Origin of the sequence: Sphingomonas abietis, assembly GCF_027625475.1 — a bacterium.
Lineage (GTDB): Bacteria > Pseudomonadota > Alphaproteobacteria > Sphingomonadales > Sphingomonadaceae > Solisphingomonas > Solisphingomonas abietis.
In genome coordinates this window covers 2577813-2602820 of record NZ_CP115174.1, presented here as the reverse complement: position 1 = coordinate 2602820, position 25008 = coordinate 2577813, and the positions used below count along the sequence as shown (strand labels likewise).

The 25008-nt window shown below is 65.3% G+C and carries 25 protein-coding genes and 1 tRNA gene; 13 read left to right on the top strand and 13 right to left on the bottom strand.

The genetic code is table 11. The features are described from left to right. The first annotated feature begins 28 nt into the window (after positions 1 to 28). Positions 29 to 1327, top strand: coding sequence for a tetratricopeptide repeat protein (locus PBT88_RS12360; protein ID WP_270075647.1), 1299 nt, complete (start codon positions 29 to 31; stop codon positions 1325 to 1327). Between the two features lie 51 nt (positions 1328 to 1378). Here PBT88_RS12360 and PBT88_RS12355 read toward each other — a convergent pair whose 3' ends face one another. Beyond that, positions 1379 to 1858 carry an Lrp/AsnC family transcriptional regulator gene (locus PBT88_RS12355; RefSeq protein ID WP_270075646.1) on the bottom strand — a complete coding sequence of 160 codons (480 nt, stop codon included), beginning with the start codon at positions 1856 to 1858 and terminating at the stop codon, positions 1379 to 1381. A 190-nt stretch (positions 1859 to 2048) separates the two neighbouring features. Between PBT88_RS12355 and PBT88_RS12350 the strand changes: the two genes are divergently transcribed. The 7 genes from PBT88_RS12350 to PBT88_RS12320 all read left to right on the top strand — a co-directional run bounded on the left by PBT88_RS12350 (position 2049) and on the right by PBT88_RS12320 (position 9619). After that, positions 2049 to 3743 carry a sensor histidine kinase gene (locus PBT88_RS12350; protein WP_270075645.1) on the top strand — a complete coding sequence of 565 codons (1695 nt, stop codon included), beginning with the start codon at positions 2049 to 2051 and terminating at the stop codon, positions 3741 to 3743. Between the two features lie 3 nt (positions 3744 to 3746). Further along, positions 3747 to 4790, top strand: coding sequence for a polysaccharide deacetylase family protein (locus tag PBT88_RS12345; RefSeq protein ID WP_270075644.1), 1044 nt, complete (start codon positions 3747 to 3749; stop codon positions 4788 to 4790). A gap of 32 nt (positions 4791 to 4822) precedes the next feature. After that, a tRNA-Ile gene (locus tag PBT88_RS12340) sits at positions 4823 to 4898 on the top strand. 155 nt (positions 4899 to 5053) lie between these two features. Next, positions 5054 to 6376: a tyrosine-type recombinase/integrase gene (locus PBT88_RS12335; protein ID WP_270075643.1), complete on the top strand. Its 1323-nt coding sequence runs from the start codon at positions 5054 to 5056 to the stop codon at positions 6374 to 6376. A gap of 529 nt (positions 6377 to 6905) precedes the next feature. Continuing rightward, on the top strand, positions 6906 to 7490 hold the full coding sequence (locus PBT88_RS12330) for a hypothetical protein (RefSeq protein ID WP_270075642.1): 585 nt from the start codon (positions 6906 to 6908) through the stop codon (positions 7488 to 7490). Between the two features lie 122 nt (positions 7491 to 7612). Then, positions 7613 to 8689 (top strand): DUF262 domain-containing protein, encoded by a 1077-nt coding sequence (locus PBT88_RS12325; RefSeq protein ID WP_270075641.1) that lies wholly within the window; start codon positions 7613 to 7615, stop codon positions 8687 to 8689. 6 nt (positions 8690 to 8695) lie between these two features. Then, entirely contained in the window at positions 8696 to 9619 is a 924-nt protein-coding gene (locus PBT88_RS12320) for a hypothetical protein (protein WP_270075640.1), read from the top strand. Positions 9620 to 9784: 165 nt separating this feature from the next. Here the strand turns inward: PBT88_RS12320 and PBT88_RS12315 are convergent, their stop codons facing one another. Further along, on the bottom strand, positions 9785 to 10021 hold the full coding sequence (locus PBT88_RS12315; protein ID WP_270079248.1) for a helix-turn-helix transcriptional regulator: 237 nt from the start codon (positions 10019 to 10021) through the stop codon (positions 9785 to 9787). A 187-nt stretch (positions 10022 to 10208) separates the two neighbouring features. Here PBT88_RS12315 and PBT88_RS12310 point away from each other — a divergent pair, with 187 nt between their 5' ends. Further along, on the top strand, positions 10209 to 10532 hold the full coding sequence (locus PBT88_RS12310; protein WP_270075639.1) for a hypothetical protein: 324 nt from the start codon (positions 10209 to 10211) through the stop codon (positions 10530 to 10532). 11 nt (positions 10533 to 10543) lie between these two features. Here PBT88_RS12310 and PBT88_RS12305 read toward each other — a convergent pair whose 3' ends face one another. Both PBT88_RS12305 and PBT88_RS12300 read right to left on the bottom strand, forming a co-directional pair. Beyond that, positions 10544 to 10882 (bottom strand): hypothetical protein, encoded by a 339-nt coding sequence (locus tag PBT88_RS12305; protein ID WP_270075638.1) that lies wholly within the window; start codon positions 10880 to 10882, stop codon positions 10544 to 10546. Further along, positions 10875 to 12365, bottom strand: a complete 1491-nt coding sequence (locus PBT88_RS12300) for an ATP-binding protein (RefSeq protein ID WP_270075637.1) — start codon at positions 12363 to 12365, stop codon at positions 10875 to 10877. Before PBT88_RS12300 ends, PBT88_RS12305 begins: the two co-directional genes overlap by 8 nt. 80 nt (positions 12366 to 12445) lie before the next feature. Here PBT88_RS12300 and PBT88_RS12295 point away from each other — a divergent pair, with 80 nt between their 5' ends. Further along, positions 12446 to 12616, top strand: a complete 171-nt coding sequence (locus PBT88_RS12295) for a phage tail assembly protein (RefSeq protein WP_270075636.1) — start codon at positions 12446 to 12448, stop codon at positions 12614 to 12616. Positions 12617 to 12899: 283 nt separating this feature from the next. Here PBT88_RS12295 and PBT88_RS12290 read toward each other — a convergent pair whose 3' ends face one another. From PBT88_RS12290 to PBT88_RS12280, 3 genes are read right to left on the bottom strand one after another with little or no spacing between them, the layout of a single operon-like run. Continuing rightward, positions 12900 to 13766, bottom strand: coding sequence for a phage baseplate assembly protein (locus PBT88_RS12290; protein WP_270075635.1), 867 nt, complete (start codon positions 13764 to 13766; stop codon positions 12900 to 12902). Further along, positions 13766 to 15088 (bottom strand): DNA circularization protein, encoded by a 1323-nt coding sequence (locus tag PBT88_RS12285; protein ID WP_270075634.1) that lies wholly within the window; start codon positions 15086 to 15088, stop codon positions 13766 to 13768. Before PBT88_RS12285 ends, PBT88_RS12290 begins: the two co-directional genes overlap by 1 nt. Before the next feature lie 8 nt (positions 15089 to 15096). Next, positions 15097 to 16761 carry a phage tail tip lysozyme gene (locus PBT88_RS12280; RefSeq protein WP_270075633.1) on the bottom strand — a complete coding sequence of 555 codons (1665 nt, stop codon included), beginning with the start codon at positions 16759 to 16761 and terminating at the stop codon, positions 15097 to 15099. A 213-nt stretch (positions 16762 to 16974) separates the two neighbouring features. Between PBT88_RS12280 and PBT88_RS12275 the strand changes: the two genes are divergently transcribed. Both PBT88_RS12275 and PBT88_RS12270 read left to right on the top strand, forming a co-directional pair. Continuing rightward, on the top strand, positions 16975 to 19017 hold the full coding sequence (locus PBT88_RS12275) for a hypothetical protein (protein ID WP_270075632.1): 2043 nt from the start codon (positions 16975 to 16977) through the stop codon (positions 19015 to 19017). Positions 19018 to 19299: 282 nt separating this feature from the next. Then, on the top strand, positions 19300 to 20631 hold the full coding sequence (locus tag PBT88_RS12270; RefSeq protein ID WP_270075631.1) for a hypothetical protein: 1332 nt from the start codon (positions 19300 to 19302) through the stop codon (positions 20629 to 20631). 249 nt (positions 20632 to 20880) lie between these two features. On the opposite strand, the gene PBT88_RS12265 is transcribed toward PBT88_RS12270, so the two are convergent. The 5 genes from PBT88_RS12265 to PBT88_RS12245 are packed head-to-tail and all read right to left on the bottom strand — an operon-like array spanning position 20881 to position 22797. Then, a complete protein-coding gene (locus PBT88_RS12265; RefSeq protein ID WP_270075630.1) occupies positions 20881 to 21105 on the bottom strand; it encodes a hypothetical protein in 225 nt (74 codons plus the stop codon). Positions 21106 to 21112: 7 nt separating this feature from the next. After that, positions 21113 to 21433: a hypothetical protein gene (locus PBT88_RS12260; RefSeq protein ID WP_270075629.1), complete on the bottom strand. Its 321-nt coding sequence runs from the start codon at positions 21431 to 21433 to the stop codon at positions 21113 to 21115. Continuing rightward, positions 21430 to 22083, bottom strand: a complete 654-nt coding sequence (locus PBT88_RS12255) for an SOS response-associated peptidase family protein (protein ID WP_270075628.1) — start codon at positions 22081 to 22083, stop codon at positions 21430 to 21432. Before PBT88_RS12255 ends, PBT88_RS12260 begins: the two co-directional genes overlap by 4 nt. Before the next feature lie 4 nt (positions 22084 to 22087). Further along, complete coding sequence (locus PBT88_RS12250; protein WP_270075627.1) at positions 22088 to 22540, bottom strand: hypothetical protein; 453 nt, start codon at positions 22538 to 22540, stop codon at positions 22088 to 22090. After that, the gene (locus PBT88_RS12245) at positions 22540 to 22797 is read right to left on the bottom strand and encodes a hypothetical protein (protein WP_270075626.1); all 258 of its coding nucleotides are present in this window, start codon (positions 22795 to 22797) and stop codon (positions 22540 to 22542) included. Before PBT88_RS12245 ends, PBT88_RS12250 begins: the two co-directional genes overlap by 1 nt. 184 nt (positions 22798 to 22981) lie before the next feature. On the opposite strand from PBT88_RS12245, the gene PBT88_RS12240 reads away from it, so the two are divergent. Beyond that, positions 22982 to 23791 (top strand): DNA adenine methylase, encoded by an 810-nt coding sequence (locus tag PBT88_RS12240; protein WP_270075625.1) that lies wholly within the window; start codon positions 22982 to 22984, stop codon positions 23789 to 23791. A gap of 36 nt (positions 23792 to 23827) precedes the next feature. Here the strand turns inward: PBT88_RS12240 and PBT88_RS12235 are convergent, their stop codons facing one another. Further along, positions 23828 to 24988 (bottom strand): alpha-hydroxy acid oxidase, encoded by a 1161-nt coding sequence (locus PBT88_RS12235; RefSeq protein ID WP_270075624.1) that lies wholly within the window; start codon positions 24986 to 24988, stop codon positions 23828 to 23830. Positions 24989 to 25008: the final 20 nt, after the last annotated feature.

The following is a 25008-nucleotide window of genomic DNA, read 5'->3' as shown; positions in this document are numbered from 1 at the left end:
CCCATCGGTGCCGACAGAGGAGAGTTTCATGAAATTCGCATCCACGACGGCTCTGGCAACGGCTCTCGCGCTCGGCGCGGTGGCCGCGATGGGCGTCACCCCGGCGGTTGCCAAGAAGGCCGATGCGGCGGCGGCTCCGAAGGCCAATTACAGCGACGGCTTCCGCAAGACGGCGCCCGCGCTGCAGGAGGCGATCACCAAGAAGGATTATGCCGCCGCCAAGGCCGCGCTGCCGGCCGCGCAGGCCGCCGCGACCACCGACGACGACAAATATGCCGTCGCCACCATGCAGCTGCAGATCGCCCAGGGCACCAACGACAGCGCCGGCGTTTCGGCCGCGGCCGACGCGATGCTGGCGACCGGCAAGGCGCCGGCGCCGCTGCAGATCGAGCTGTACACGGTGCAGGCACAGAACGCCTTCAACAATGGCAAGCTGGATGCCGCGGATCGTGCCTTCACCCAGGTCAACACGCTCAAGCCGAACGATCCGGAAGTCCTGATCTCGCTGGCGGCGGTCAAGTCGCGCGAGAACCAGTCGCCGGCGGCGCTGCAATATGTCGATCAGGCGATCCAGGCCAAGAAGGCGACCGGCCAGCCGGTCGACGAGGATTGGTATCGCCGCGCGCTGTCGATCGCCTATGACGGCAAGCAGCCGGCCGGCGTGATCAAATATGGCCAGCAGCTGGTCGATGCCTATCCGCGCGCCGACATCTGGCGGATCGCGTTGCAGACCTATCGCGACACCACCACGCTCGATCCGCAGGTCGATCTCGATGCCCTGCGCCTGATGCGGGCGACCAAGTCGCTGGCCGGCGAGCGCGACTATTACGAATATGCCAACACCGCGCTCAACAAGGGCTTTCCGGGTGAGGCCAAGGCCGTGATCGACCAGGGCATGAGCTCCAACATGGTCGACAACAAGGCGCTCGCCACCAGCAAGGCGCTGGCCGAGATCAAGGCCGTCGCCGGCCCCAAGATCGCGGCCGACAAGGCGGATCTGCCGGTGTCCGAGAAGAAGGCGCGCGCGGCGGCCGATGGCAAGCAGGCGCTGCTGATCGGCGATGCCTATATGGGCTATGGCCAGTATGCGCAGGCCGTCGAGCTCTACAAGATCGCGCTCCAGAAGGGCGGCGTCGATGCCAATCTCGTTAACCTGCACATGGGTGAATCGCTGGCGCAGAGCGGGCAGGGCCCGGCCGCCGCAACCGCCCTCGCCACGGTGACCGGCCCGAACCAGGTGCTGGCGCAATATTGGGCGATCTTCGCCACCAAGGGCTCCGCACCGGCGGCGGCGCCGGCCGCGCCGGCCGCGCCGGCCGCGCAATAAGCTCCGACCGGCGCCTGCCCGACACCGGGCAGGCGCCGGTTCTTCGGTCGCTCAGATCCGATCGACGGGCACGCCCGGCTGATCCTTCGACGTGCGGATGGTCAGCGAGGTCTTGACGCTGGCGACATGCGGCGCGGTGGTCAGCCGCGATGTCAGGAAGCTCTGGAAGCTCTGGAGGTCATGCGCGACGATCTTCAGGATGAAGTCGATCTCGCCGTTGAGCATGTGGCATTCCCGCACTTCCGGCAGGGTCGCGACATGGGTTTCGAACTCGCGCAGATCGTCCTCCGCCTGGCTGCGCAGGCTGACCAGGGCGAACACCGTGATGCCGTAGCCGAGCGCGCCGGGATTGAGGCGCGCATGATAGCCATTGATGACGCCCCCTTCTTCGAGCGAACGGACCCGGCGCAGGCAGGGCGGAGCCGTCAGCCCCGCACGACGCGCCAGTTCGACATTGGTGATGCGCCCGTCTTCCTGAAGCTCCGACAATATGGTCCGGTCGATCGAATCGAGCAACAACGGCGAGGCCACCACAAAGCTTCCTTTCTTGAATATGGCCTAGCCCTATAAGAAAATTACGACGGATGGCAATTGTCCCACTATGCAACGATCGCAGAAATGTCGCTTTGCGCCGCTGCATGGGAACAGATAGTCAACCTTGATCGGGCAAGGGGATATCCTTGTCCGCCGGCATATGGGCCGGTCGCGTGGAGTGATGTGGGTGCGGTTCGACGATATGCTCGCGACGGTGCTTGCCCGGCCGGCCGAAAGGCCGGTGGACCGGGTTGCACAATGGCGCCAGCTGCTCGACCTGCTCGCCCAGCATCGCCCCGGGTCCGATCCCGGCCTCGCGCGCGAAGCGCTGGCGCGGCTCCAGGCGCTGCGGCCGGATGTTCCCGTGGCGATCCGGCGCGAAATCGCTTCGGCCTTCGCCGGGCGGGCGATCCCGGCGCCGCTGGTGGTGTTCCTGGCCGCCGACGTACCGGTGGTGGCGAGCGCGATGCTCTCCCATGTTCAACTTCCCGAAGGCGACTGGCTGACCGTCCTGCCGCGCCTGTCGCCGACCGGACGCGGGGTGCTGCGCCATCGCCGCGATCTGGGTATCCGTGTCGAGCGCGCGCTGGCCGGTTTCGGTGCCACCGATCTGACGCTGGACGGCATCCGCGGTTCGGCGGCTGGTGAACAGACTGGGGTCGAGGATCGGCGCAATGTCCTGCCGATCGCGAACACCGAAGAGATCGCCGAGCCGCTCGCGGTGCCGCCGGTGCAGGCGCTCGAGCATGGCGCCGGCGAAGGCCAGATCCGGGCGATCATCAACCGGATCGCCGGCTTTCGCATGGGCGAATTGCCGCCGATCGCGACCGCCGACGAACGCTATGCGCTGGCCAGCAGCTTCCGCTTCGAAACCGGCGCGGATGGCATCATCCGCTGGGTGGAGGGGATGCCGCGCGGCCCGCTGATCGGCGAAACCATCGCGACGCCGGCGTCCGGCACGTTCGGCGTCGATGCGCAGGCACCGGGCGCCTTCCGCCGCCGCAGCCCGTTCCGGGATGCGCGGTTGATGATTCCGGGTGATTCCGAGGCGGCGGGCGAATGGCGGATCGCGGGCGTTCCGGTCTTCGCGCCGGAGACGGGCCGCTTCCAGGGCTATCGCGGCACCGCACGCCGGCCGCGCCCCGAAGACGTGGCGGAGGCCTCGCTCGATCTCTATGGCCTGGGGCTGGAGGCGGATTCGCTGCGCCAGCTCGTCCACGAGCTGCGGACGCCGCTGAACGCGATCGGCGGCTTCGCCGAGATGATCCGCCGCCAGATGCGCGGCCCGGTCTCCACCGTCTATCGCGAGCGCGCCCAGATGATCGCCGAACAGGCGGGGCGTCTGCTGGCGGCGGTCGACGATCTCGATGTCGCGGCGCGGCTCGAAACCCAGCGGCTTGATCTTCAGCGGGTGGACGTCGATCTTGCGACGATGCTCGGCCTGATCTGCAGCCATCACGCGGACAGCATCCGCCGGCACGGCGCGACGCTCGATTGCGATGTCGAACCGGGCCTGCCGCAGGTCACGGGCGATCCGGCCGCGCTGCGCCGGATGCTGGGACGCCTGGTGGCCGGGGTCGTGGCGCTGGCATCGGACGAGAATGTCCGTGTGGCGCTGGTCGCACGGCAGCCGGCGATGCTGGAATTGCGGGTTTCGCGGCCGGAACGGCTGATCGGGCAGGACGAGGCGACGTTGCTCGATCCCGGCTATGGGGTGGAGGGCGACTCGCCCGATGCGCCGCTGCTCGGCCTCGGTTTCTCGCTGCATCTGGTGCGTCGTCTGGCGACGGCGGCAGGCGGTGCGCTGCTGGTCGAGAAGGATTGCTTCCTGCTGCGATTGCCGGCCGCGGCATCGGCCAGCCACGCCGGTGCCGGTGCCTGACGGATGGTGATTCGCGCCGAGGAGGGGCGAATCGATCGCGCACCGTCGCCGGCCGACGCGCTGACGCTGCCGGTCGCATGGGGACGCCGGTTCCTCGTCTTCGTCGATACCGAAGAGGAGTTCGACTGGACGGCACCGCGCCGCCGCGATGCCACCGCCACCACCGCGATCGCCGCCCTGCCGGAAGCGCATCGGCGGCTGGCGGGCTTCGGCATCTGCCCCACCTATCTGGTCGATTATCCGGTCGCCTTCGCGCCGGCGGCGGTCGAGGTGCTGCGCCCGCTGATGGAGGCCGGCGAATGCGCGATCGGCACCCAGCTTCACCCCTGGGTCAACCCGCCCTTCGACGAGGCGCTGACCGTCGCCAACAGTTTCTGCGGCAACCTGCCCGAAGCGCAGGAACGCGCCAAGCTGCTGACGCTGACCCGCTGCATCACCGAGGCCTTCGGGCGCCGGCCGCAGGTCTATCGGGCGGGGCGCTACGGCATCGGCCCGAATACGGCGCGGCTGCTCGAGGAGGCGGGCTATCGCCTCGATGTCTCGGTGCGGGCGCTGTTCGATTATTCGGACGAGGGCGGCCCCGATTTCTCCCGTCGCGATTGCCAGCCCAGCTGGGCGGGGCCGCAACGGTTGCTGATGGAATTGCCGCTCACCGCGGTCTTCACCGGCCATGCCCGCCGCCTCGGCCGGCCGCTCTACGCCGCTGCGGGGCGGGTGGGGCGGCTGCGCGGCCTGCTCGCGCGATCGGGGCTGCTCGAACGGATCGCGCTGACGCCCGAGGGGACGCCGCTGCCGGAGGCGCTGCGGGCGATCCACACCCTGATCGACGACGATACGAAGCTGATCTCGATCTCCTTCCACTCGCCCTCGGTGGTGCCGGGGCACACGCCTTATGTGCGCGATGCGGCCGATCTGCGGGGCTTCTATGCCTGGTGGGATGGGGTGCTCGATCTGCTGGCGCGCAAGGGGATCGAGCCGATCGGCGCCGATGCGCTGATCGCCGCGGCCTGGCGCGCGCGGGATGTCGGTCTGCGGCTTGCCAGCTGAGCCCGGCTCGGGCTATCGCGACGGCGCTGGCGGGGCCTGTAGCTCAATGGTTAGAGCTGGCCGCTCATAACGGCTAGGTTGCGGGTTCGAGTCCTGCCGGGCCCACCAGCGTTTTTCCGCACCACCGCCATAAAGCTGCATAAGCCTTGTTAATACGGGGCATCGCGCGATAGGGTTCCTCCATATCTTCTCATAAGACGGTGCCACTTCTGGGGGCACGTGGGGATATCGATGGGGACATCCGGTTCGAGATTGGGGGCATCGTGGCGCTGACCAACGCAGAGGTGAAAAACGCCCAGCCCGCCGAGCGCGATTACAAGCTCGGCGATTCTGGCGGGCTCTATCTGTTCGTCACTACCAAGGGCGCGAAGTCCTGGCGGTTCAAATATCGCTATGCCGGCAAGGAGAAGCGTCTGACCTTCGGCCTCTATGACGAGGTGAAGCTCGCCGACGCCCGCGCGCGCCGCGACGAGGCGCGCGCGATCCTCAAGGCCGGCCGCGACCCGATGGTCGAGGAGGAAAAGCGGAAGGCGGCGCTGGTCGTCTCGTCCGAGGCGACATTCAAGTCGCTAGCCGATGCTTGGCAGGAGGATGAGCGGCCCGGTTGGTCAGCCAGCCATGCCGCGCGCGTCTGCTTCCGGCTCGACCGCGACGTCTATCCGGCCCTCGGCCGCCTGCCGATCGGCGATATCACCGGATCGATGGTGCTGCGCGAGCTGCGCAAGATCGAAAAGCGCGGCTCGATCGAGACCGCGAAGCGGGTGAAGGGCTACATCGTCTCGGTGTTCAAGCGAGCCAAGGCAGAGCGGCTCATCTCTCAGGAGCAGGTGCTCGACGTCAGCGAGATCGCCGGCGCGCTCAAGCCCACGCCGACAGGCGCGAAGCAGCCGGCCCTGATCAAGGTCGACGAGCTGCTCGAGTTTCAGCGTGCCGTCGATCGCTCGACCTGCGATCCCCGAACCAAACTCTGCTCGCGCTTCGTCGCGCTGACATCGCAGCGAATCGGTGTCGTGCGGACCGCTACGTGGGGAGAGTTCTCCGGGATAGACTGGGATGATCCGGACGCCGCGGCGTCCGACGCGGTCTGGACGATCCCGGCGGCGCGGATGAAGCTTGAGGTTGAGGACAAGGGCAGCGAGGCCTTCGGTCACGACGTCCCACTGTCGCGCCAGGCCGTCGAGGTCCTCCGCGCGTTGCGCGTTCGGACCGGCAAGCATGACCTGCTGTTCCCAGGTGGTAAATCATGGCGCGTGCCGATGAGCGACTCGGCGGTCAGCTCGATGTACAAGCGCCTAGCCGGCGGCCGGTACAAGGGCAGGATGGTGCCGCACGGCTGGCGATCGGCCTTCTCGACGCTGATGAACGAGCGGGCTGCACGGCTGAAGCACGCGAACGATCGCATGATGATCGACATGATGCTCGCGCATGTGCCGCAAGGCATGTCGGCATCAGAATGGGCATATAACCGGGCGGTCTATCTCGACCCTCGTCGGGAGATTGGGCAGGCATGGGCGGACTTGATCACCGCCGAACTCGCCCACCCGATGACCCTGCTCGATGTAGTCTCGTCGGTTACGCTTGCGTAGCTGGCTTGCCGTAACGCGCGAGGGCAACGAATTCGTTGCCACAAAGACCACGGTACAGCCGGCTGCGACCCCCGGACGCGCCAGCTAAGTCTCCTCTGAGAGATCCAGCATGCCAATGGGCTAAATCGCACGCTCGGCACCCGTCATATTTGGCTCGTGATTGGCCCTGAATGGTTGATGTTCCTCGGCTCTTGTTGATCGATCCGCATAACGCGGCCGGTTTGGTTCCGAAGAGCACTTTAACCACACATGACCAAACCATGGCATTCCGCTGCTAGTGCGAGAATGGCCGGTGCTTCCCGAACCGATCATTCCCGATTCATTGAGCCGCCCGGCGGCTTCCCATCCCGAACCAGTCGTTCGGCTGCATTCGTACCCCCCCCACAGGAGCCGCTCGTTAATCTCGCGCTGATCGACGTGTTGAGTGCGAAGGGCCTGCCGACTTAGGGGAAGGGAAGGACGGTAATCGTCGGTCGACGTACCGGTGATCGGGCTGGATGCTGGCAAGCACGGAGACTAGCCTGCCAAAATGGTCGAGCTTCCCTTTTTCCGCCACTTCCAGTTCGCGATGGACCTCGAACGCATCGAGGCCGCGTTCGACGCGTCCATCGCGGCAATGGAGCAAACATATCGCGCCGCCGAGGAGGCGTCAGAGCGCTACGAGGAGAGCGGCGAGGACGATGACGAATACGATGAGGACGGCGCACTCATCCGCAGTACGCGCGGCGACCTACGCTGGCAAGTGCTGCAGGCGTCGCAGGCTCAGACAGTAATCCGCCAAGCGTTCGTGACAAGCATCTTTCACCTTTGGGAGATCTCGGCGCGTACTTGGACGGCTAGCGACGAGCATGACTTCCGGCAGTTGCGCCGCGCCGTGCGGAAGCTCGACTATCCAGTCGACGGCACCGGGTTGACCCTGCTCAATGACGTCAACAACCTCCTGAAGCACGACAACGCGGCGACGGGCGAGCGCGTTTTCAAGCGCGCTCCACAGCTGTTCTGGCAGGGCAAGCGGCCGACCGGAGCGCACTGGCGAAGCTCGCTGAAGCTGTCGAACGCCGACGTAAAGCACTTCCTCGAAGTCGTCAGACGGTCGGGGCCAACCTATCCGTGATAAGCTAGGCTCGCGACGGCTGGGCGCCCTAGGAGCTGCCGTTCGCCGTGTGGGCTGGCCTTGCTATGCCGCAAACTCAAACATATGCCAGTGCCTGACCTTATGGATTCGGGAAAACAGACGTGGCGCTTGGAAATATCGTCGAGATCGAGCGACGTTTCGATCAGTCTCAAAACGATCTGGTGCTCCAAACGTCAGATTTTTCGCTCCAGGGTTTGAAGGATATGGTGGACAGCGAGATCATAGATCTAGCGCCGAAATATCAGCGTCGAGAGCGATGGGAAGTCGAGCGGCAGTCAGAGCTTATCGAGTCGTTCCTACTAAATGTACCCGTTCCTCCGATATATTTAGCGGAGGAGGAGTATGGTATTTACTCCATCATTGATGGCAAGCAGCGCATAACTGCCGTTTCAGACTATATCAACAACGCCTTCGCCCTCAAAGGTCTGCAGCAGTTCCCGGATTTGAATGGTGCTCGATTCCGTGAGCTTCCGAGAAGCCTACAAAGCGCACTGAAAGTCCGTCCGTATTTGAGGGTAATTACGCTTCTAAAACAGTCTTCACCTCGCCTAAAGTATGAGGTGTTCATCAGGCTAAATCGCGGCGGAATTCGATTGAATAATCAAGAAATACGCAATGTCGCTTTCCGCGGAGCTCTTAACGACGCGATATATGAAGCGGCTACAAACGACTTGCTTAAGGCGGCGTTGAAGATTGAGGGGCCAAAATCAGCGGCTTATCAGCAAATGCAGGATGCCGAATACGTACTTCGGTTTCTTACGTTAGGGGGCACTTGGGAGAAATCATCGGGAAGCCTTTCGCGCTCGATGGACCAATTTATGCTCGCAAATCGCGACGTAACCAACGTTGAAGCACAAGCGCTAGTCGGGCCTTTCGAGGTCGCGCTTACTCGTGCCTACAGCCTGTGGGGAGATACGGCTTTTCAACGTTGGGACGGGGAGAGGTGGCGGCAACAAGCTCTCGCTGGCTTATATGACGCGGAGATGATTGCAGCTTCTCGATTGACCGATGCCCAGGTCCTGACCGTCTCCGCAAATCAGGATAAAGTTGTGCAAGCCACAAAGGAATTGTTCGAGGATGCCGACTTCGAGGAAGCCGTTAGGCTCGGAACGAACACGCCCTCTCGCATCAAGTCTCGCATAGAGAAAACCTATGACATGCTCGTTGGCCTAGCGTAATCAAGTATGAGCGTCGCTCGCAGTGATTTTCTCAGAAACCTAGATGGCATAGTTCAGGCCATTGACTTGGAAGCGGTGGCGAAAGGTGCGCTTGGCACTGGGATTCCTCCAAGTCTCTTTGTACTACGGCGGGGCATTTTGGTGACGGGGCTAATCGCCCTTGAAACATTTGTGAGAGAGAGGACGGTCGAGGCGCTGGGAACACTGGAGAGGTGGCCACGCTCATACGAGGAGCTGCCTGAGAAGCTAAGAACTGCTGCAAGGCTAAACGCCCTTTCGTATCTTCAAAGCTTTGCACGAATGTTGAAGCGTCAGGATGATGATTACGAATATGAGCTGAAAGCCGAGATCGCTAAGATGGCGTCAGGCGATGGGACTGTGCTGAGGTTCACGAAATTTGTGTCGGGTGATTACACGGGCAACCTCTCAGATGCTGGACTCAAAGAGCTCTTGTCAAACCTTCAGGTTGAAAACTGTTGGAACACCTTTCGGGTGTTCGCAGGACACGCCGGGATCGGCGTTCCATCCGTACAGGAAATCGTAAAGAGTACGGTCCGGAAGCGGCACCGAAGTGCTCACTCGTCCACTTATTCTCCAACGGCTACCGAAATAGTAGAGCTACCGTTGAACCTGCTTTGCATTGCTTTGTGCTTCGATGTCTCGATTTCCGCATCTATGGAGCAAGCTTTAGCGGACCCCGCACGTTGGGCTCGTGGAGAACTCGCATGGTCAGATGCAGTGAACCTTTACTTCACCGAGCCTCATCATGGCCGCTTTCGGCTCCTCAAGCCGGGAGCTACACGCGCCATGAGGATCGTCGACACGTTCGCAGATGCGAAGGCCTTTGTTCCGAGACCAGTCGTCGGCTCGATCGCGGTGCTGGTCGAACACGACACGTCGGGAAGACCTGTCGTCTGGGCAATACTGTGAATGCGAATCAGGTTAACAGCGCCTCCTGGAGCAACGCAGAGAGGTAGCAGTTTCATCTGAGCCGGTTCAGGGCCAGCACAAGTGGGCGGCGTTAGCTGCCGTCTATTCTGTCGCTAGTCCTCCTGTGGCCCTTAACCTTGGGGAGGCAGGCGACACGGGGCGCGTTCAAGCGGTGCGCCGGTAAATCGTCGGGGCAGCCACGAAATCCTCGACGTCGCTTTCGTACCAAGCCACGCTCCGGGGGCCGAGCCGCTGTTTCGCCGGGAATGTGCCCTCCGCCTCCCGCCGATAGATCGTCGCGACCGATAGCCCGGTGCGCTTCTTAACGTCGGCGATGCGGAGCAGGCTGTCCTTCCGCCGGTCTTTATCCGCCGGCGAGCCCGGCCCAATCTGCGTCATCATGTTCACCTGCTCGCTCCTGCACTCGATTGGTTGCCGCGCGCCGCGCGCTCGGCGTTGATGAGCTCGCGCCCGATCTTGGATGGAAGCGGACTCGGCGCCGGCCAGCGCTGGAAGTCCGCAGGCGTGATCGAAGCGAGGCTCCTTGGCGGCATAAGCCGAAGCAGCCGAACGACGAATTGTGGCGTATATGGCACGCTCATATGCGGACCCAGCGGGGCGCCTGCCGACGCAAACCTATGTTATCGTTTTCCGCCGCTACAGTGATTATCGCACCGTAATGATTAGCCCGCCCTGGAAAGAAACTGCGGCGATTATCAACATCGCGACCGCGGGCGATCGCATGATCGTTGCCGAAGGGTCGCTCCGTCAGATGGCGAGCCGAATAGCCCTTCGGCCGGACTATGAGTGGCATCGCTATCTTATCACGCTGCCCGATCGCCGCGTGGCGCCGTTCCAGTACACGGCGAGCGAGTTCCACAATCTCATAGCGGCGATGGCGAGGGCGGGGTGAAATAAGCACCGTCATCCCACGATCCTTCCACGCTCAAGCTGGAAGTAGTGCGGCTCGCTCGCGAGCAGCCGTCGCTGGATGCCACCGATCATGAGATCGGTATCGACTGCCAGTTGCGCCTTGATCCCGCCACCGGTCTGGATCGGCACCATTTCGCCCGGCGCATAGCCATAGGGCGAATCGCCGCCGCGGCGCGCTACCCCGGTCATCTTGTCCAGGTCGAAGGCGATCGCGCAGGCCTTACCCCTGTGGACCGGGAGCACCGGCGATCCGTATGGGATCTCGGTCGCGGCGCGCAGCCACGTCACCGGTACGCCGGCGATGGTGGTCGGCAGGTCCATGTCAGGCATGAGCAATCCCCTGAGGAAGAGATGCGGCGGTGGCGGCGAACCCTTCGCCCACCGCCATGATGAGGCCGCGCTCCGCGAGCCTCTTGAGCCCCACACCCATGTGGCTCGACGTCGGCGACACGCCGGCGAGGTCGGCGATCTGCGCTTTCGGCATGGGCTCGCCCTTGGCCGACGCGATCGCGACGACGATCCGGCGCTGCGCCGGGGGCAACCCCTCCAGATGACCATTTGACGGCGTGACGCCAGCGGCTGCGATCGCGGCGCGCAGGTCGGTCTTCGTCTTGGGCGCTGCGACCGGCGGCGCGGCGGCGACGCGGCGCCGCGCGTCGACGACCAGCGGACCGCTGTCCGGCTCGCGTGGCACCGGCCGGATGATGCCGTCGCCCTCGAGGCGCATGTCGTAATCCTGGTATCGGGCTTCCGGCGGCAGGGGCACGATCTCCGGCGACCCGATCGCGGCGCCGATGCGGCCGCGCAGTTCCGCCATCACCTCGAGCCAGACGTTGCCCTGCGCCTCGTACCGCGCAGCGCGCGCCCGCTCGGCGGCAAGGCTCGACCGCAGCCGGCCATTCTCCGCGCGGAGCCGCTCGAGCTCTTCGTCGCGCGGATCCTCCACATCCTCGATTCCGAGCGCGGCCGCGAGCTCGCCGATCTCGATCGGCGGCAGTTCGGCATCCGCGACCTTCTCGCCATGCTTCGGCGCCCGGCCGCTGTCATAGGTCGCGAAGAGAGGAAACTGGACGCGCTCGAGGAAGTCGGCCGCCGGTACCCAAGCCCAGGCCTCGCCCACCTTCAGGTCGGCCAGCGTGTCCATGACCTCGGCAGCCTTCTCCGGATCATGCGCCTCCATCCAGTCGCGGATCGCCTTGCGATCGTGCGGCGTGGTCATCTTCATGGCGATCAGCGTCTCGGCCTGGCTGAGCAGGTTCTTGTTGAGCACCTGCGGCCGCTGTGTGAGCATCCACATGCTGATGCCGCGCTGGCGACCCTGACGGATCAGGCTCTCCATGTGGTGGAGCAGCTTGCCCTGGTCGGCGCCGACGCGCTGCGGCGCGAGCTGGTCGGCCTCGTCGACGAAGAGCGTGAGCGCCCGCCGGTTGAGCTGGAACAGCGTCTCAGCGAAGGCGGACATGAAGCGTCGCATGCCGGCGACCGAAAGCTCGGACAGGTCGACCACGCAGCTCATGTGATGGCCGGCGACCAGGCGCGCGATCGCTGCGCCCATGTCGTCGGTCAGTGCGACGTCCCCGCGCTGCCCGCCGAAGACGGGGATCTGCCAGGGTGATGGCGACCCATCGGCATTCAATCTTATCCCGAACCAATCACCCTTGGGATCGATCACGCAGCAGCGATGCTCGGCGAGAAGCTCATGCTCTAGGAGCACGCGGCCCGTGGCAGATTTGCCTGCGCCGCGCCGGCCGAGAATCGCACCGCAGTCTTCGAGCGCCTTGTCAGGTAAGGGGAGGGCTTTGATGCTGCTCATCGCTTACCCTGCCTGACGAGCTGACGATCACGCTGCGCAAGCCGATCGACTTCGCCGGATCCGCGCTCACCGCGATTACGGTGCGGGAGCCGACTGCCGATGAGATGATGCAGTGGGACAGCCTCTCGGGCACCGCGGCCGATCGCAAGGCGATCGCGATCGTCGCCGGCGTGCCCGAACAGGTCGTCGGCAAGATGACCGCGCGCGACTTCAACAGGGCGGCGAGGTTCATCGGGTCTTTTTTGGCCTGAGGCCGCCGAACTGGGGGCCGGTGCTCGATGCGCTGGCCCAGCGGTACGGCAACCCGAATCGTCCGTGTTCACGCCAAGCGCTGCGATGCTGATCGAATTGATGTCGGTGAAGGGGACCGGAAAGGTGATCGTCAAATCACCTTCGCTGGTGCGACCAGCGATCGTCCCCCATTGTTCGATGATGCCGTTGGGGCGACGCTCCCAATATCCTTAAGCCAAGCACGGCCGAATGGCAGGAGAGCGATGATGCAGCTGGCGTAATCGCGCGCGGAAAAGCGGCTCATCAGACGTAGCTGACCGTGCCGAGCACCGGCAATGCGCCGGCATTCGACGTGATATTGCCCGCGGCGCCCGGCGCCACCGTCCCGGCCGAGCAGGTGATGCCGGTCAGGACGAAGCCCGCGGTGCCGGCCACTGCCGCGATCGCCGCCTCGATCGTCGAGATATTGGTGATCCCGCCCGGAACGCCCGACGCGCGCAGCGCGCCCGTGACGGCCGCAGCGATGGCGGCTTTCGTCGTGGCGCCGGCGCCCGGTATCCCTGAAATCTCGATCTCGATCGAATTGGGGGTTGGCGCCACAGCGTAGATGGCGCCGCTCGCCGCCACCTTTGATCCGACAGCCGCCAGCGCGAGCGACCCGTCCGTGGTCTCGTAGGCGAGCAGACCGGCGTTGCGCGCGACCCGCTGGATGATGTCCGCGGCCGTCTCGCCGTAGGTCAATGCGAATTGCGGCACCTGCGGTCCAGCCTGCGCGCCGTTCACCAGCGCCACGGCGATCTTGTAGGGCGAGGCCAGCTTGGTGGCGATGTCGAGCGCGGTGCCGTCGCGAATCTGGCCGCCATCCCATTCTGCCGAGCAGTCGACCAGATCCTGGCACTTGCCGCGGCCGGCCACCCGGATGGCATGGCCTCCGGCGCTGCCGCTGTTGGTGACGCTGTCGATATAGCCGGTGACGACCGTATCGCCGCCGAGCGCGATCCCGCAGCTGTCCCCGGGCCGCACGACCAGGTCGAGCCCGGTTGCGGGATCGAGGGCCGACAGCGCGATTTCGAAGCTGTTGGGCATGGTCTCGGCGCTGAGCCTGACCGAGATTTCCTCCCAACCCGAAATAGCGCGACCGTTCGCGGTGAGGATGAGGTCGTCCGCCATCAGCTTGCCAGCGCGTCGAAAGTGGTCGGCATGAACAGCGGGTGGATCGGGTCGACGATCGTCACGAGCTGGTCGGCCCGCGACGGATCCCGGTAGAGCCGCTGTGCGAGGATCAGGGCCGGCATCGACTGGCCGATGGTGAAGGTCGTGACCTGGGCGAGCGAGGCGCCGCGTGCGCGCAGATCCTGGACGATCGCGACCCGGGCGTCGCGCAGCGCGTCGTAACTGTCATCGTCGCCCGCGTCCGCGGCGTCGACCGCGAGATCGTCGAGCAGCTGGGCGAGCTGTTGCATGACGGCCGCTGCGTCATCGGCACTCGTCGGCTGGTAGCTGCCGACTGCGGTCACCAGCGCTGCGGCAGCAGCGCGGCGGAACATGCCGGCGATCGCCTCGCCCATCGCCGATCCCGCGAACGCGGCCGTCGGGGTATAGTCGACAAGATTTTCGAGGAGACGAAGGGTGTCGGCAGGATCGGCGCATGCGTCGGCGAGTGCCGCGACCAGGGCGACGACCGCCGCGGCAATCGTGGCGTCGCTGGACAGGTCGGCATCGATGATCGCGGCGGCGAGCGTCGAGGCGGCCGTCGCGATCGTAGCGCGGTCGACCGAGGCGATCGCGACCAAATCGTCGACGGTCGTGGACGCAGAGTAAGGTGAGGTCCGCGTGCCGGCGAAGCCCGAGTTTCCGCCGCCCGCGTAGCGTCCATAGGTCCCTGGCAGCTGGGCCGCCAGGCGATAGAGGGCGGTCGCGTCCGCACCGCTCGCGCTGATCTGGGCAGACCAGGTGGCACCGGCGAGCGTCGCATCGTCGCGCGTGCCACCGCCCGCGCTCGCAGCGGCGATCAGCCGCGCGCCATCGACCGCAAGGGCGACGTTGCAGAGGGCGGAGGCACTGAGCAGCCCCGTCCCGCTCGTCAGCAGCGACGGGAAGCTCTTCTTGCCGCTCTCGACAAACTCAAATTCGACCTCGCTATAACGTCCAGCGTCGAGATCCTCGCTGATCGAGAAATCGGGGCAGTTGACGGACAGGACGCCGAGGGTCGGATGGATGAGCGTTCCGGAACCCTTTTTCTCCGCTGCCGCGGTCAGGAGCGCGCGCTGCAGCGCGATCGGACCGCCGGCATAGGTAAGGTCGTCGGTGACGAGGAAGCCGCGCAAGCGAAACCGGCGCGGCGCCCGACCCATATCCTCGGCCCAGGGTTCGTCGCGACCCGGATAGACGTGCAAAGCGGAACGCCGGCCGGTCGCCGTCGCCGATCCGGTCACCGCGAACGGCACACCACGAAACGAGGCCGGCAGGAGATCTTCGGCGAACAGCGTCATCGGACCCCCTAAAACGCCATCGAATGGCTGACGGCAGGCTTGTTGCTGCCGCCCGCAGTCACCGTGGCCTTCGTCCCCTTGGGCGCGTTGACCAGTTCGACCTTCACATGGACGGGCATCGGCGCATTGGGGGCGCCAGCCTGCCGCGCGATCTCGTCAGCGAGCGCGGCGCGGTTCGCGGAATCGCGCGCGGTGTTCTTCGGCCGCTCATAATATCGTGTGAAGGCAGCACCCTTGTCATAGGCCGATCCGGCGTCGCGCAGCTTCATGCCCGCGCGCGCCTCGGTCCCCTGCGGTGAGATTTCCCACATGGCGAAATCTTCCTGCTCCGCCCGGGTCGCATGGCCCATATCCTTGCCGTACCGCTGCTTGAACAGCGCGCGGCGCGGCCCTTCCCACTGCATCAGGCCGTAGGCCGGGCCGCCGACCTGATGCCGGCGATGATTGCCCCCGCTCTCCGCCATCGCTGAGGCCGCGATCGCCGCGGCGTCGCCGCGCGTCGCACCACGCGCCTCGAATTCATGGAGCAAGCCCTGCGCAGCCGATGCCATCTGCGTAATCTTGGCCTTGCTCCAGGTCTGCGCCGCACTGAGCATTGTATCGGCCGCATGCTCGATCTTGGTCGCCGCCGGTGCGAAGGCGTTGCGCACGATCCCGCCGAAGCTGGCCGTTCCGGCGATGATCCCGCGCCCCGCCGAGATCGCGGCGTCATATCCGGGCTCAGCGACATCGGCCGCGGCACTGCCGGCGACTGCGATGGCCCGATCCTTCATCTGGTCGACGATCGCGCCTTTGCGGCCGATCCGCTTGGCGCGCGCGATGTCGCCGGGCGAGGCGATATAAGCGGTCTGATCCGCATCCGACATATCGGCGCCGAGCGCCTTCGCACCCTGAGAAAACGCTGGAATTGCGGTCTCGGGAATACCGAGGATCTTCGCGATCGTACGCCGGCCCGAAGAATTTTTCGTTGCCATCGCGTCGGCGATCCCCGGCAGCATCGCCCCCGTGTTCACCGTGCCGTCGGAATTGAGCTGCATCTTGAGACCGAGACTGCTCAGCAGCGCGATCGCGTCGTTGTTGCGCCCGTAGCGCGCATCGTTGAGCGTGCCGGAGAGGCCGGCAAGCGCGCTGGTCGCCGTTCCCTTATCGACGCCCTGCCGCTCAGCCGCGGCGTTGAACTCCTGCAGCTGCTTGGTGGCAACGCCGATGATGTCGGCGGTGCGCCCGATCTGCGCGGCGCCCTTCGCCCAGCCGTCCGCCAGCTTGAATGCACCGTAGGCCGCGGCGGCGAGCACACCCACCGTCGCGGCGCCGGCAACGCCCAGCGCAACCATCGCGCCCTCGAGCGCGCCACCGGCGACCGCCGCCTCGCCCATGCCGGTACCGGCCGCCGACGCCGCCTCGCGGACCGCGCTCAGCCGGCTGGTGATGCCGGACGTCATCGACCGGCCGCCGAACACGCGTGCGCTCGCCTGCTCGACCTGGCCGAAGGTGCGCAGGATCCCGCGCGAGCTGCGCACGAGGCTGCGATCCGCCTGGTCGGCGAAGCGCTGGTTGACCGCCGACGCCCGCTTGGGGATGAGCCCGAGGTTCTTCTCGGCCGACTTGCGCCCCTTGGCCGTCTTGTCGCTCGCGGTGATGGCGATCCCATAGGTGGCGTTGGGCTGGGCCATCGATGCCTCCTCAGATCAGGCCGGCCCATTCGGACCAGCGCGTAAGCGTCGACCAGGGGTGAGCGGCGATTTCGCTCGGCAGCTTCCTACGACACCTGGGTCCAGCGCGTCTCGAAGTCGCTCATCGGCGGCGTGCTGCGGCTGCAGTGGACATCGCAGAGCGGCACCCAGGGGGTTCGACTGGCGCGCGGTCGGCAAGTGAGGATCCGATAGATGGCCAGCTCGCCTCCGAACACGATCGCATCCTATGCGCCCCTCGGCCGAGCCTCCGATGGCAGTGAGCTCTTGCCGGTCTGGCAGGACGGTGCTCAGCGGCGGATGCTGCTGGCTCAACTCGTTGCGTTCGCGAACGAAGCTGCGGCCGGCACCAACGCGGATACGCTCGTGGCGGCTGCCCAGGCGGCGGCCAGCGCGAGCCTTGCCTCGTCATACCTCGCGACCATCCAGCAGTTCGTCCTCGACCTCGCAGTTCCATATTCGGCTCTCGCCACGAAGTTCGTCCGTCTCGAAAACGTGGTTATGGGCGCAGCCCTTCCCGCTGGCGGTGATTATTCGGGCACCTACGTGTCGCTCGTACCGACGATCGCCGCGATGGCGGCGATCCCGGCCCCTTATGATGGCCAGCCGGTCCAGGTGACGGATCCCGTTATGGGCGGTCTCTGGATGTGGCGGCAGCTGGATTTGACGGCCAACGTCGCGCTCGACCCGACCAAGGGCCTGTATGCAGCCTCAGCGACGATCCCCGCCACCAACGGCGCCTGGGTCCGGGTTGTCACGGACAATCGTTTCCTCGCCCAATGGTGGGGAACGACCACGATCCGCACGGATAACCAGGTGCCGATCAACGCGGCGATGGCGGCGATCCCGGATGGTGCCGCGTTGATCCTGCCGGGATATGACATGTCGGTCACGGCCACCTGCCTCAGCCGGTCCGACCGAGCGGTGCATATCCGCGCTGCAGCACGCCACAAGTCGCATCTCTTCGTGGCGGATCCAGCTGCATCATACGACCTGCTGCATGTCATGGGTTCAAGTTCGTCGGTGATCGGAATTGCCCTGACCGGTGGTGCCACAGGCGCAGCCGCCTACGAGCCGGTTTGCCTGACCATGGGCATGGGCAATACCGTCGTGTCGAACCCCGGCACCGTCTCCGACATGCTGGTCGAAGACGTTCAGATCCTAGACGGTGACAGCGGCATCCTGACATTTATGTGCACCACCGCCTACGTTCCGGGCGCGCCGACGCCGGACGTAGCCAACGGCATCTCGCTCGACTGGCCGGACATCTATCCCATCCAGAGTGTCGTCGTTCGCAACAACAAGATCCGCGCGAGAAAGAATGCGATAGCCTTTTATGGGGCGGTCGATTGCGAGGAATATGGCAACGACGTCACGATCATCGATCACGACATCGTTTATTTCTCGTCCGGTCTGCGCATCCTTGGTGGCGATAATGTGTACTCGCACAACTCGCGCTATGCCTACGAGGCCGAGAAACAGCAAAACGCCTACGGGATCTATTACGCACTCTCGGCGATCAACAGCGGCGCGGTGAAGCTGGCGAACCGGAATTGCCGGATCGAGGATCACACGATCGTCAACGCGCCGATCCCCTTCGAGATCGAGAGCTGGGCGGGCGGATCGCTCGAGCTGCGCGGCCACAAGGTGCGGAAAAGCCTGTCGGGCGTGGTCAGCTACCCGATCATCCGCATGCAGCCGCAAGGGCCGATCGGCGGGCAGAAGTATCTGAGGACCGAGGGATTCACCCGTCTCCACGTCGCCGATATCGATGCTGAGGGCGGGGCCCAGTTCATCGTCAGCTTCGTCCCGGTGAAGGACATGCTGATTAAGGGAAACACGTGGGTTTCCAACGCCTACACGACGACTGACGGTATGACGCCGATCGACATCCGCGATTCACTGCCGGCTGCGGATGCGAACGGGGGCCCCTTCATCTCTCATGGCCCGGGGCTGGTCCGCATCCTCCATAACGAGATGCTCAGCGCATCCGCGAGCTATAACGAGATCGCCGTCCAGAATGCGATCGCGACCACGCGCGTGATTGCTCAGGGCAACCGATCGGTGGCCTCGAACGGCGGTGGCGTGCCGCGTGCCCAGTTTCTGCTCGCGGGTGCCGCCGGCGCCACGATCATGACCGATGGGGTGACCGAGCAGGCTGCCGGCGCCGCGATCTCGTCGGGTCTCAACTATCGCTATCCGGCCGGCGCACGCGCCGCGGCCGTCTCGGGAGATTAAGCCATGGCTGACGACGAGCAGACACTGGTCGCCAACGTGAGCGATCTGATTGCGGCGACGACCGATCTGACCGCGACTGCCGCTACGCTCACAAAGCAGCTCGCCGCAGGTGCCAGTGGCGATGCCACCTCGATCGTGAAAGAGCTGGCTGCCGGCACGCTGCCGGCGTCACGGCTGGTCGGAGGCAGTTACTCGGTCGCAGATGTCGCCGCGCGCGACGCGATACCGGGCAATCTGCGCCAAGCGGGAATGCGCGTGTCGGTGCAGGGCGATCGGGATTATGTGCTCGGCGCCGGGCTGGGCAATGACGCATGGGCGCCGCAGGCTACGGACGCCGAGCTGCGCGATCGCGCGACGCAGACCGGCACGCAATCGGCCGACACGATCGAAGATACGGCCGAAAAGGTGATGATGCTCGCGGATGAGCGGACCGGTCTCGCCTACCTCTCCGCAAACAGTCCCCGCATTATCTCGACGATCATCCAGGCTTTCCCGGCACGGTCGCCCTACGCCAACGGGTGGATCGATAAATTGGGCTATCCGATCCTCGCGAGCCCCAAGGCCGGCGGACAGTCGGTCGGATCGTCCGCGCCTTCGCTCGACCGCCGGCTGGCTTTTCCTTCGCGCGCACGCGGCTTTTCCGTGATCGATCGGGACGGGCGGTCCATCTACGCGCCATCGGTCTCCACGCTCCTCGCGTTTCCGTCGCGCGCCAGCAACTTTGCGGTGGTCGACCGGGACGGGAGATTCGTCTACCAGGCGTCGTCAGCGGCGCCGGCGTTCAGCCCTCTCGTGGCCGCCGACGGCATCTATCTCGACACCGGTACGGCGGACATCAAGATCGCCGCACCGGTCGGGGCGATCCTGTCGCCGCCGACCTATTCCCCGCCTTTGCTCAGGTGGCGGGACGCTTCGGGCGGGGTGCGGGAGCGCCGCCAGTTCAGCACCGCGGCGTTCGCTGTCCCGGCTGGCGTCACGAAGCTGATTTTCTTTCCATATCACGGTCAATCTTTGTCGGTCGGCTACGAGAGCGGTCCGCTGTACACCACGGCGCCGATCGCACCCGGCCGCGCCCTGATGTTCGATGGCGGCTCACGGCCGATGGCGGGACCGACATGGCAGCACGGCGTCGATGACGATCGCATCCTCGACGATGTGCAGATTACCACCCTGTCCATTGCCTCGACCCTCAAGAAGGCCCTCGGCTTCATCGCCGGGATCCTGATTCCCGGCGCATCGGCATCAACGACCGATCTCACGCATGCGATCCAGCAGGAAATCGCCGATGCGTTCGGCACGGCCGCCACGGAACTCGCCCAGAAGCTGGCGCTCGACACGACCGGCATGACCGGATCGCAGAAGGTCTTCGCGATCGTCGACGCGCTGGTCGCGACGGCCGCTGCGCAGGGCATCAAGGCGGACGTCGCCATCATCGAGGCGGTCGCGCTCGATGTCGCCCAGGCCGCTTATCGTGCCACGCTCAAGAACCTCGAGAGCGGGCTCGTCGCGCTCGCCGCATCGATCACCAGCGCCGGCGGTCTCAAGGTCGTCACCACGCTCGTAGTCGACCGGGTCGAGGCACTTGCCGCGCCGGCGCTCGTCGCAGCGCTGTGAACCAAGCCCGCGTCATCAGCGCGGGCCTTGTCGAGCATCCGGAGTCAGGCGCACACCTGCTCCGGGTGACCGTTGACAAGTCGTAGGCAAGCGCGGGCGTCGCATACCCGATGACGGCTATATGGGCCGATCCACAGATGCCCCAGCCTCAGACCGGCGATCCGATCGAGTGGGACGGGCATCACGTCTATTTCGGCGGGCGGGCGTGGCGGAAGCCTGAGTATGATAGCCTGCCGTGATCAATCGCGGCTAAGCGATCCACCCATAAAATGCCATGACAAGCCCCAAGACCGTCAGGCACATCAATACGCCGACGGCAAGCACAGCGCGGGCGTCTTCGATGTAAAGCGACTTGGCGACTTCCCAGCGAATCTCTCGCTCATAGTCTGGTTGACTGGCTCGGCTATCGGCCTGCTCAAACCGCGCCCGCGCCAGACGCTCCTCCATGCTGTTCTGGCCGAGCCCGTCTGGCATACCTATCCTACTGCAGCTTTTCAGGGGGGACATTGAGCATGTTCCAGGGGTGCTCGCCGGTCTTCTCGAACTCTTCGCGGAAGCGAGTCATGAACGCCAGCAGCCGCTTCGATTGCGCTTTGGCGGCGTCCTGCATCCCGCCGGGCGCGGCGGTGGCAGGATGCGCCTCCAGCATCGCGGCGGCGAGATAGTGAAATGCATCGATCGCCAGCTGGGCATCGACCGCGGTGCCGGCGAGCTGCGTAGACGGCCCGCGGGAAATGGCGTCCATGACGACCATCACCATGTCGCGTAGCGCTTCCGCCCCGGCGATCTCATCCTCGGTCATTTTGCTGTCCTCGTCGGAAACACAGGCCCGCGCACCGTCATGAGATGGGCGGGGTAGGGCCGCTGCAGCGCAACTGCCTCCTCATACGATCCGGTCAGCCAGCGATCCCATTTGTCCTCGGGCAGGATCGTGATCATCGCCTTTGGATGGATCGGCTTCACCAGTTCGTTCGCGTCGCATGTCACCATCGAGAAGCCCGGCTTATCGCCGATCATCTGCCAGAAGCCGGCGACACCGAAGATGGGCTGATCGGTCGTCGCGAACCACATCTCGCCCTTGATCCCCATCTCCGGATCCTTGTCCCGACCCCATTCGCAAAACTCGGTGAGCGGGATGATGCAGCGGTTTTCCGATTTGTCGGCCAGCAGGCGCCATTGTGGGAGGTTGAGCTGGCGGACATTCGTCATCGCCAGCGGACGCGGCGGCGTGCCGACCTTCGCGGGCCGCTTGGCTTGGCCGCCCAGGACGTCCCACGTCATCACGTCGACGCCTCGGCCCCGATCGTCCTCGCGGACGACATAGGCCCGTCCGAACGGCACCAGCTCCTGCGGATCGAATCGGTTATCCATCGGCCGATCGGCGAGCCACTTCGCGCCGAAGCGTTCGCGGATCGTCTCGGGTTCGCCCAGCATTCTTGCACGGTTACACATGAGGCTATTCCTGACCGAGCGTGGGCCCGCCGTCCAGCGCCGCGCGATTCGCCCCGCGCTGCCCAATATGTTCGAAGGGCGAGCGCATCGAACCGGCCTTGATCGGACGTTCGATCCGAAGGCTGGCAAGTCTTGCCATTACGGCGTCGACCAGTCGCTCCAGAGCCGCATCTCTCTCCAAGCGATTTGAGCCCTTTGCTCCGAGATATTGATGAGCCTTCGCCTGTTGCAGTGCGTATCGAATCTCGAACGCCACTTGATCGCGATCCAAGACGATCGCACGATCGGTTTCCGCTCCGGAGATGCCGAGGATCGCAGCCGCTATCTTGCGTGCAGCCTGATAGTTCGGAAATTCCTCACGCTCCTCGCGCTCATAATCGAGATGCGGGAAGAGTACCTCGAAGGCCGCGCGGGTTCCGCGGCGCAGCGCTTCGGCGTCGGCTGTAGCGCTGGTCATCAGATAAGCGAGAGCTGACAGCGGCGCAGCTCAATCTCCTCGATCGCCAGCCGATCCTGCTGCGCTACCTCAACCGCCGCCAGATAGCTCGGCGTCCGTAGGCGCTCGGCCTCACTGAACGGCGGCACATCGGCGAATAGTTGTTGTCCGTTGTAATATGCGCGCGCGTCGGCGCGCAGCTGCTCGTCGCGCTGCATGCGTGGTCCTCCGTCAAAATCGAATCGCGCCGCCAGCGCGTTAACGATCCTGTAGAACATTAAGGGAACATCGGGCAAGATGCCGCCCGCTCCTGATAGCATTCCCGCCGGCCTCGGCCGGCGGGGGCGTCGCGCGCCAACGCGACCAACCGACGGGCGCTCTCCCGTCACGCGCGGCCGACCAGCCGCTTCATCCCGCACCCGATCGCTCGGGCCGGGCTGCATAGAGAGCACGAAATCCTACATGGAAAGCCTTACACCCGTTCAGCCGACGCGTCCCGCCGCCGGCTATCTTGGCGGCAAACGAAATCTCGCCCGCCGCATCTGTGCGCTGATCGAGGCGGTGCCGCACGCCGGCTATTACGAGCCGTTCGTCGGGATGGGCGGGATATTCCTCCGCCGGCGATCGCGGCCGCGCGCGGAGGCCATCAACGATATCAGCGGCGACGTCGCTACCTTCTTCCGCGTGCTCCAGGAGCACTATCCCTATTTCATCGACATGCTGCGCTGGCGCGTGACGAGCCGGGCCGAGTTTCAGCGGCTGATGGCGCTGCCCGCCGACAGGCTGACCGATCTGCAGCGAGCAGCGCGCTTCCTGTATCTGCAGAGGCTCGCATTCGGCGGCAAGGTTGAGGGGCGGTCATTCGGGGTTGATGCCCGAAACCCGGGACGGTTTGATGTTGGCCGCCTCGAGCCCATGCTGGCGGAGATCCACGAGCGCCTGGCCGGCGTCGTGATCGAGCGGCTGCCCTATGGGGACTTCATCCGGCGCTATGATCACGCCGGCGCCCTTTTCTACCTCGACCCGCCATATTGGGATTCCGAGACGGATTATGGCGCTGGCGTCTTCGAGCGCGGTGATTTCGAGCGACTGGCCGAGCAGCTGGCCGGCCTCCGCGGCCGGTTCATCTTGTCGATCAACGACACGCCCGGCGCGCGAGAAGTGTTCGCGCGATTCGCCATCGATGCGGTGGAAACGACCTGGTCGCTATCGACCGCCAGCGCGGGCGGAGCGAAGCGGGCAGGGGAGTTGATCGTCACTTCGAGGGTATAGCTCACCACGTGGGGGCATCCGTGGGGGCATCGGCGATCAATGCGCCGTCGTCACCCACGGATTTCCGCCATCAAGGACATCGAGTCTGGGCGGTGCCGGGCCCACCAGCATCTCCCGCTTCAGCGACGACAGGCGAGGGGCGCCGAGCTGCGCCATCGTCATCTCCAATTCGGTTCGCAGGATATGGATCATGTGCGCGACGCCGATCATCCCGGCGACGGCGAGCGCGTGGAACAGTGGCCGGCCGATCAGCACGGCGCGCGCACCGAGCGCGATCGCGGTGACGATATCGGTGCCGGTCCTCACGCCGCCATCGAGGAGCACCGGAATCCGCCCCGCCACCCGATCGACCACGCCGGGCAGCATGGTGAGCGCGGACGGCAGGCCATCGAGCACCCGCCCGCCATGGTTGGAGAGGATCAGCCCGTCGATCCCTAGGGACAGGGCGCGATCAAGATCCTTACCAAGCACCATGCCCTTGAGGATGATCGGCAGACGGGTCGCCTGCCGCAGCCAGTCGAGATCGTCCCAGCGCGGGGCCGCGTCCGCGAGCGGGGTGCCGAACAGGATCGGGCCGCCCGCCATGCTGACCTGCCGTGGCGGCGCCATGCCGGCGAGATTGGCGGCTGCCACGCCGTCCGGCAGCGCAAAGCTGGATCGCTTGATCGCGGCGTCGATGGTCAGGACGATCGCCTGATATCCGGCCGCTTCGGCGCGCCGGACGAGGGCGAGGTTCGCCGCCCGCTCGGGCTGGAGATAGAGCTGGAACCAGGCCGGCGCGTCGCCCGATCCGAGTTCCTGCGCCGCGCTCCTCTGGGCCGCGAGGATATCCTCCAGCGTGACGCTCGACAGCGTACTGACCACCATCCCGGTGCCCAGCGCGGCCGACGCGCATGCGGTCGCCCGCTCGCCATCCGGGTGCGCGATGCGCTGATAGGCCAGCGGGGCGAGCAGGATCGGCGCGATGTGCCGTTGCCCGAACAATTCCACGACGGTGTCGCCATCGCGCAGATCGGCCAGCGCGCGGGGTAGCAGCCGCCAGCGATCGAAGGCGGTGCGATTGTCGCGCAGGGTGCGCTCGGCGCCGGCACCCTCCTGGATATGGCGCCACGACGCGGCGGGCAGATGCGTTGCGGCCCGCGCCTCATAGTCGGCGAGGGTCAGCAGATCGGGCGGGATCGCGCGAAGTGGCGCCAACGGGGCCGGACGATCCTCCA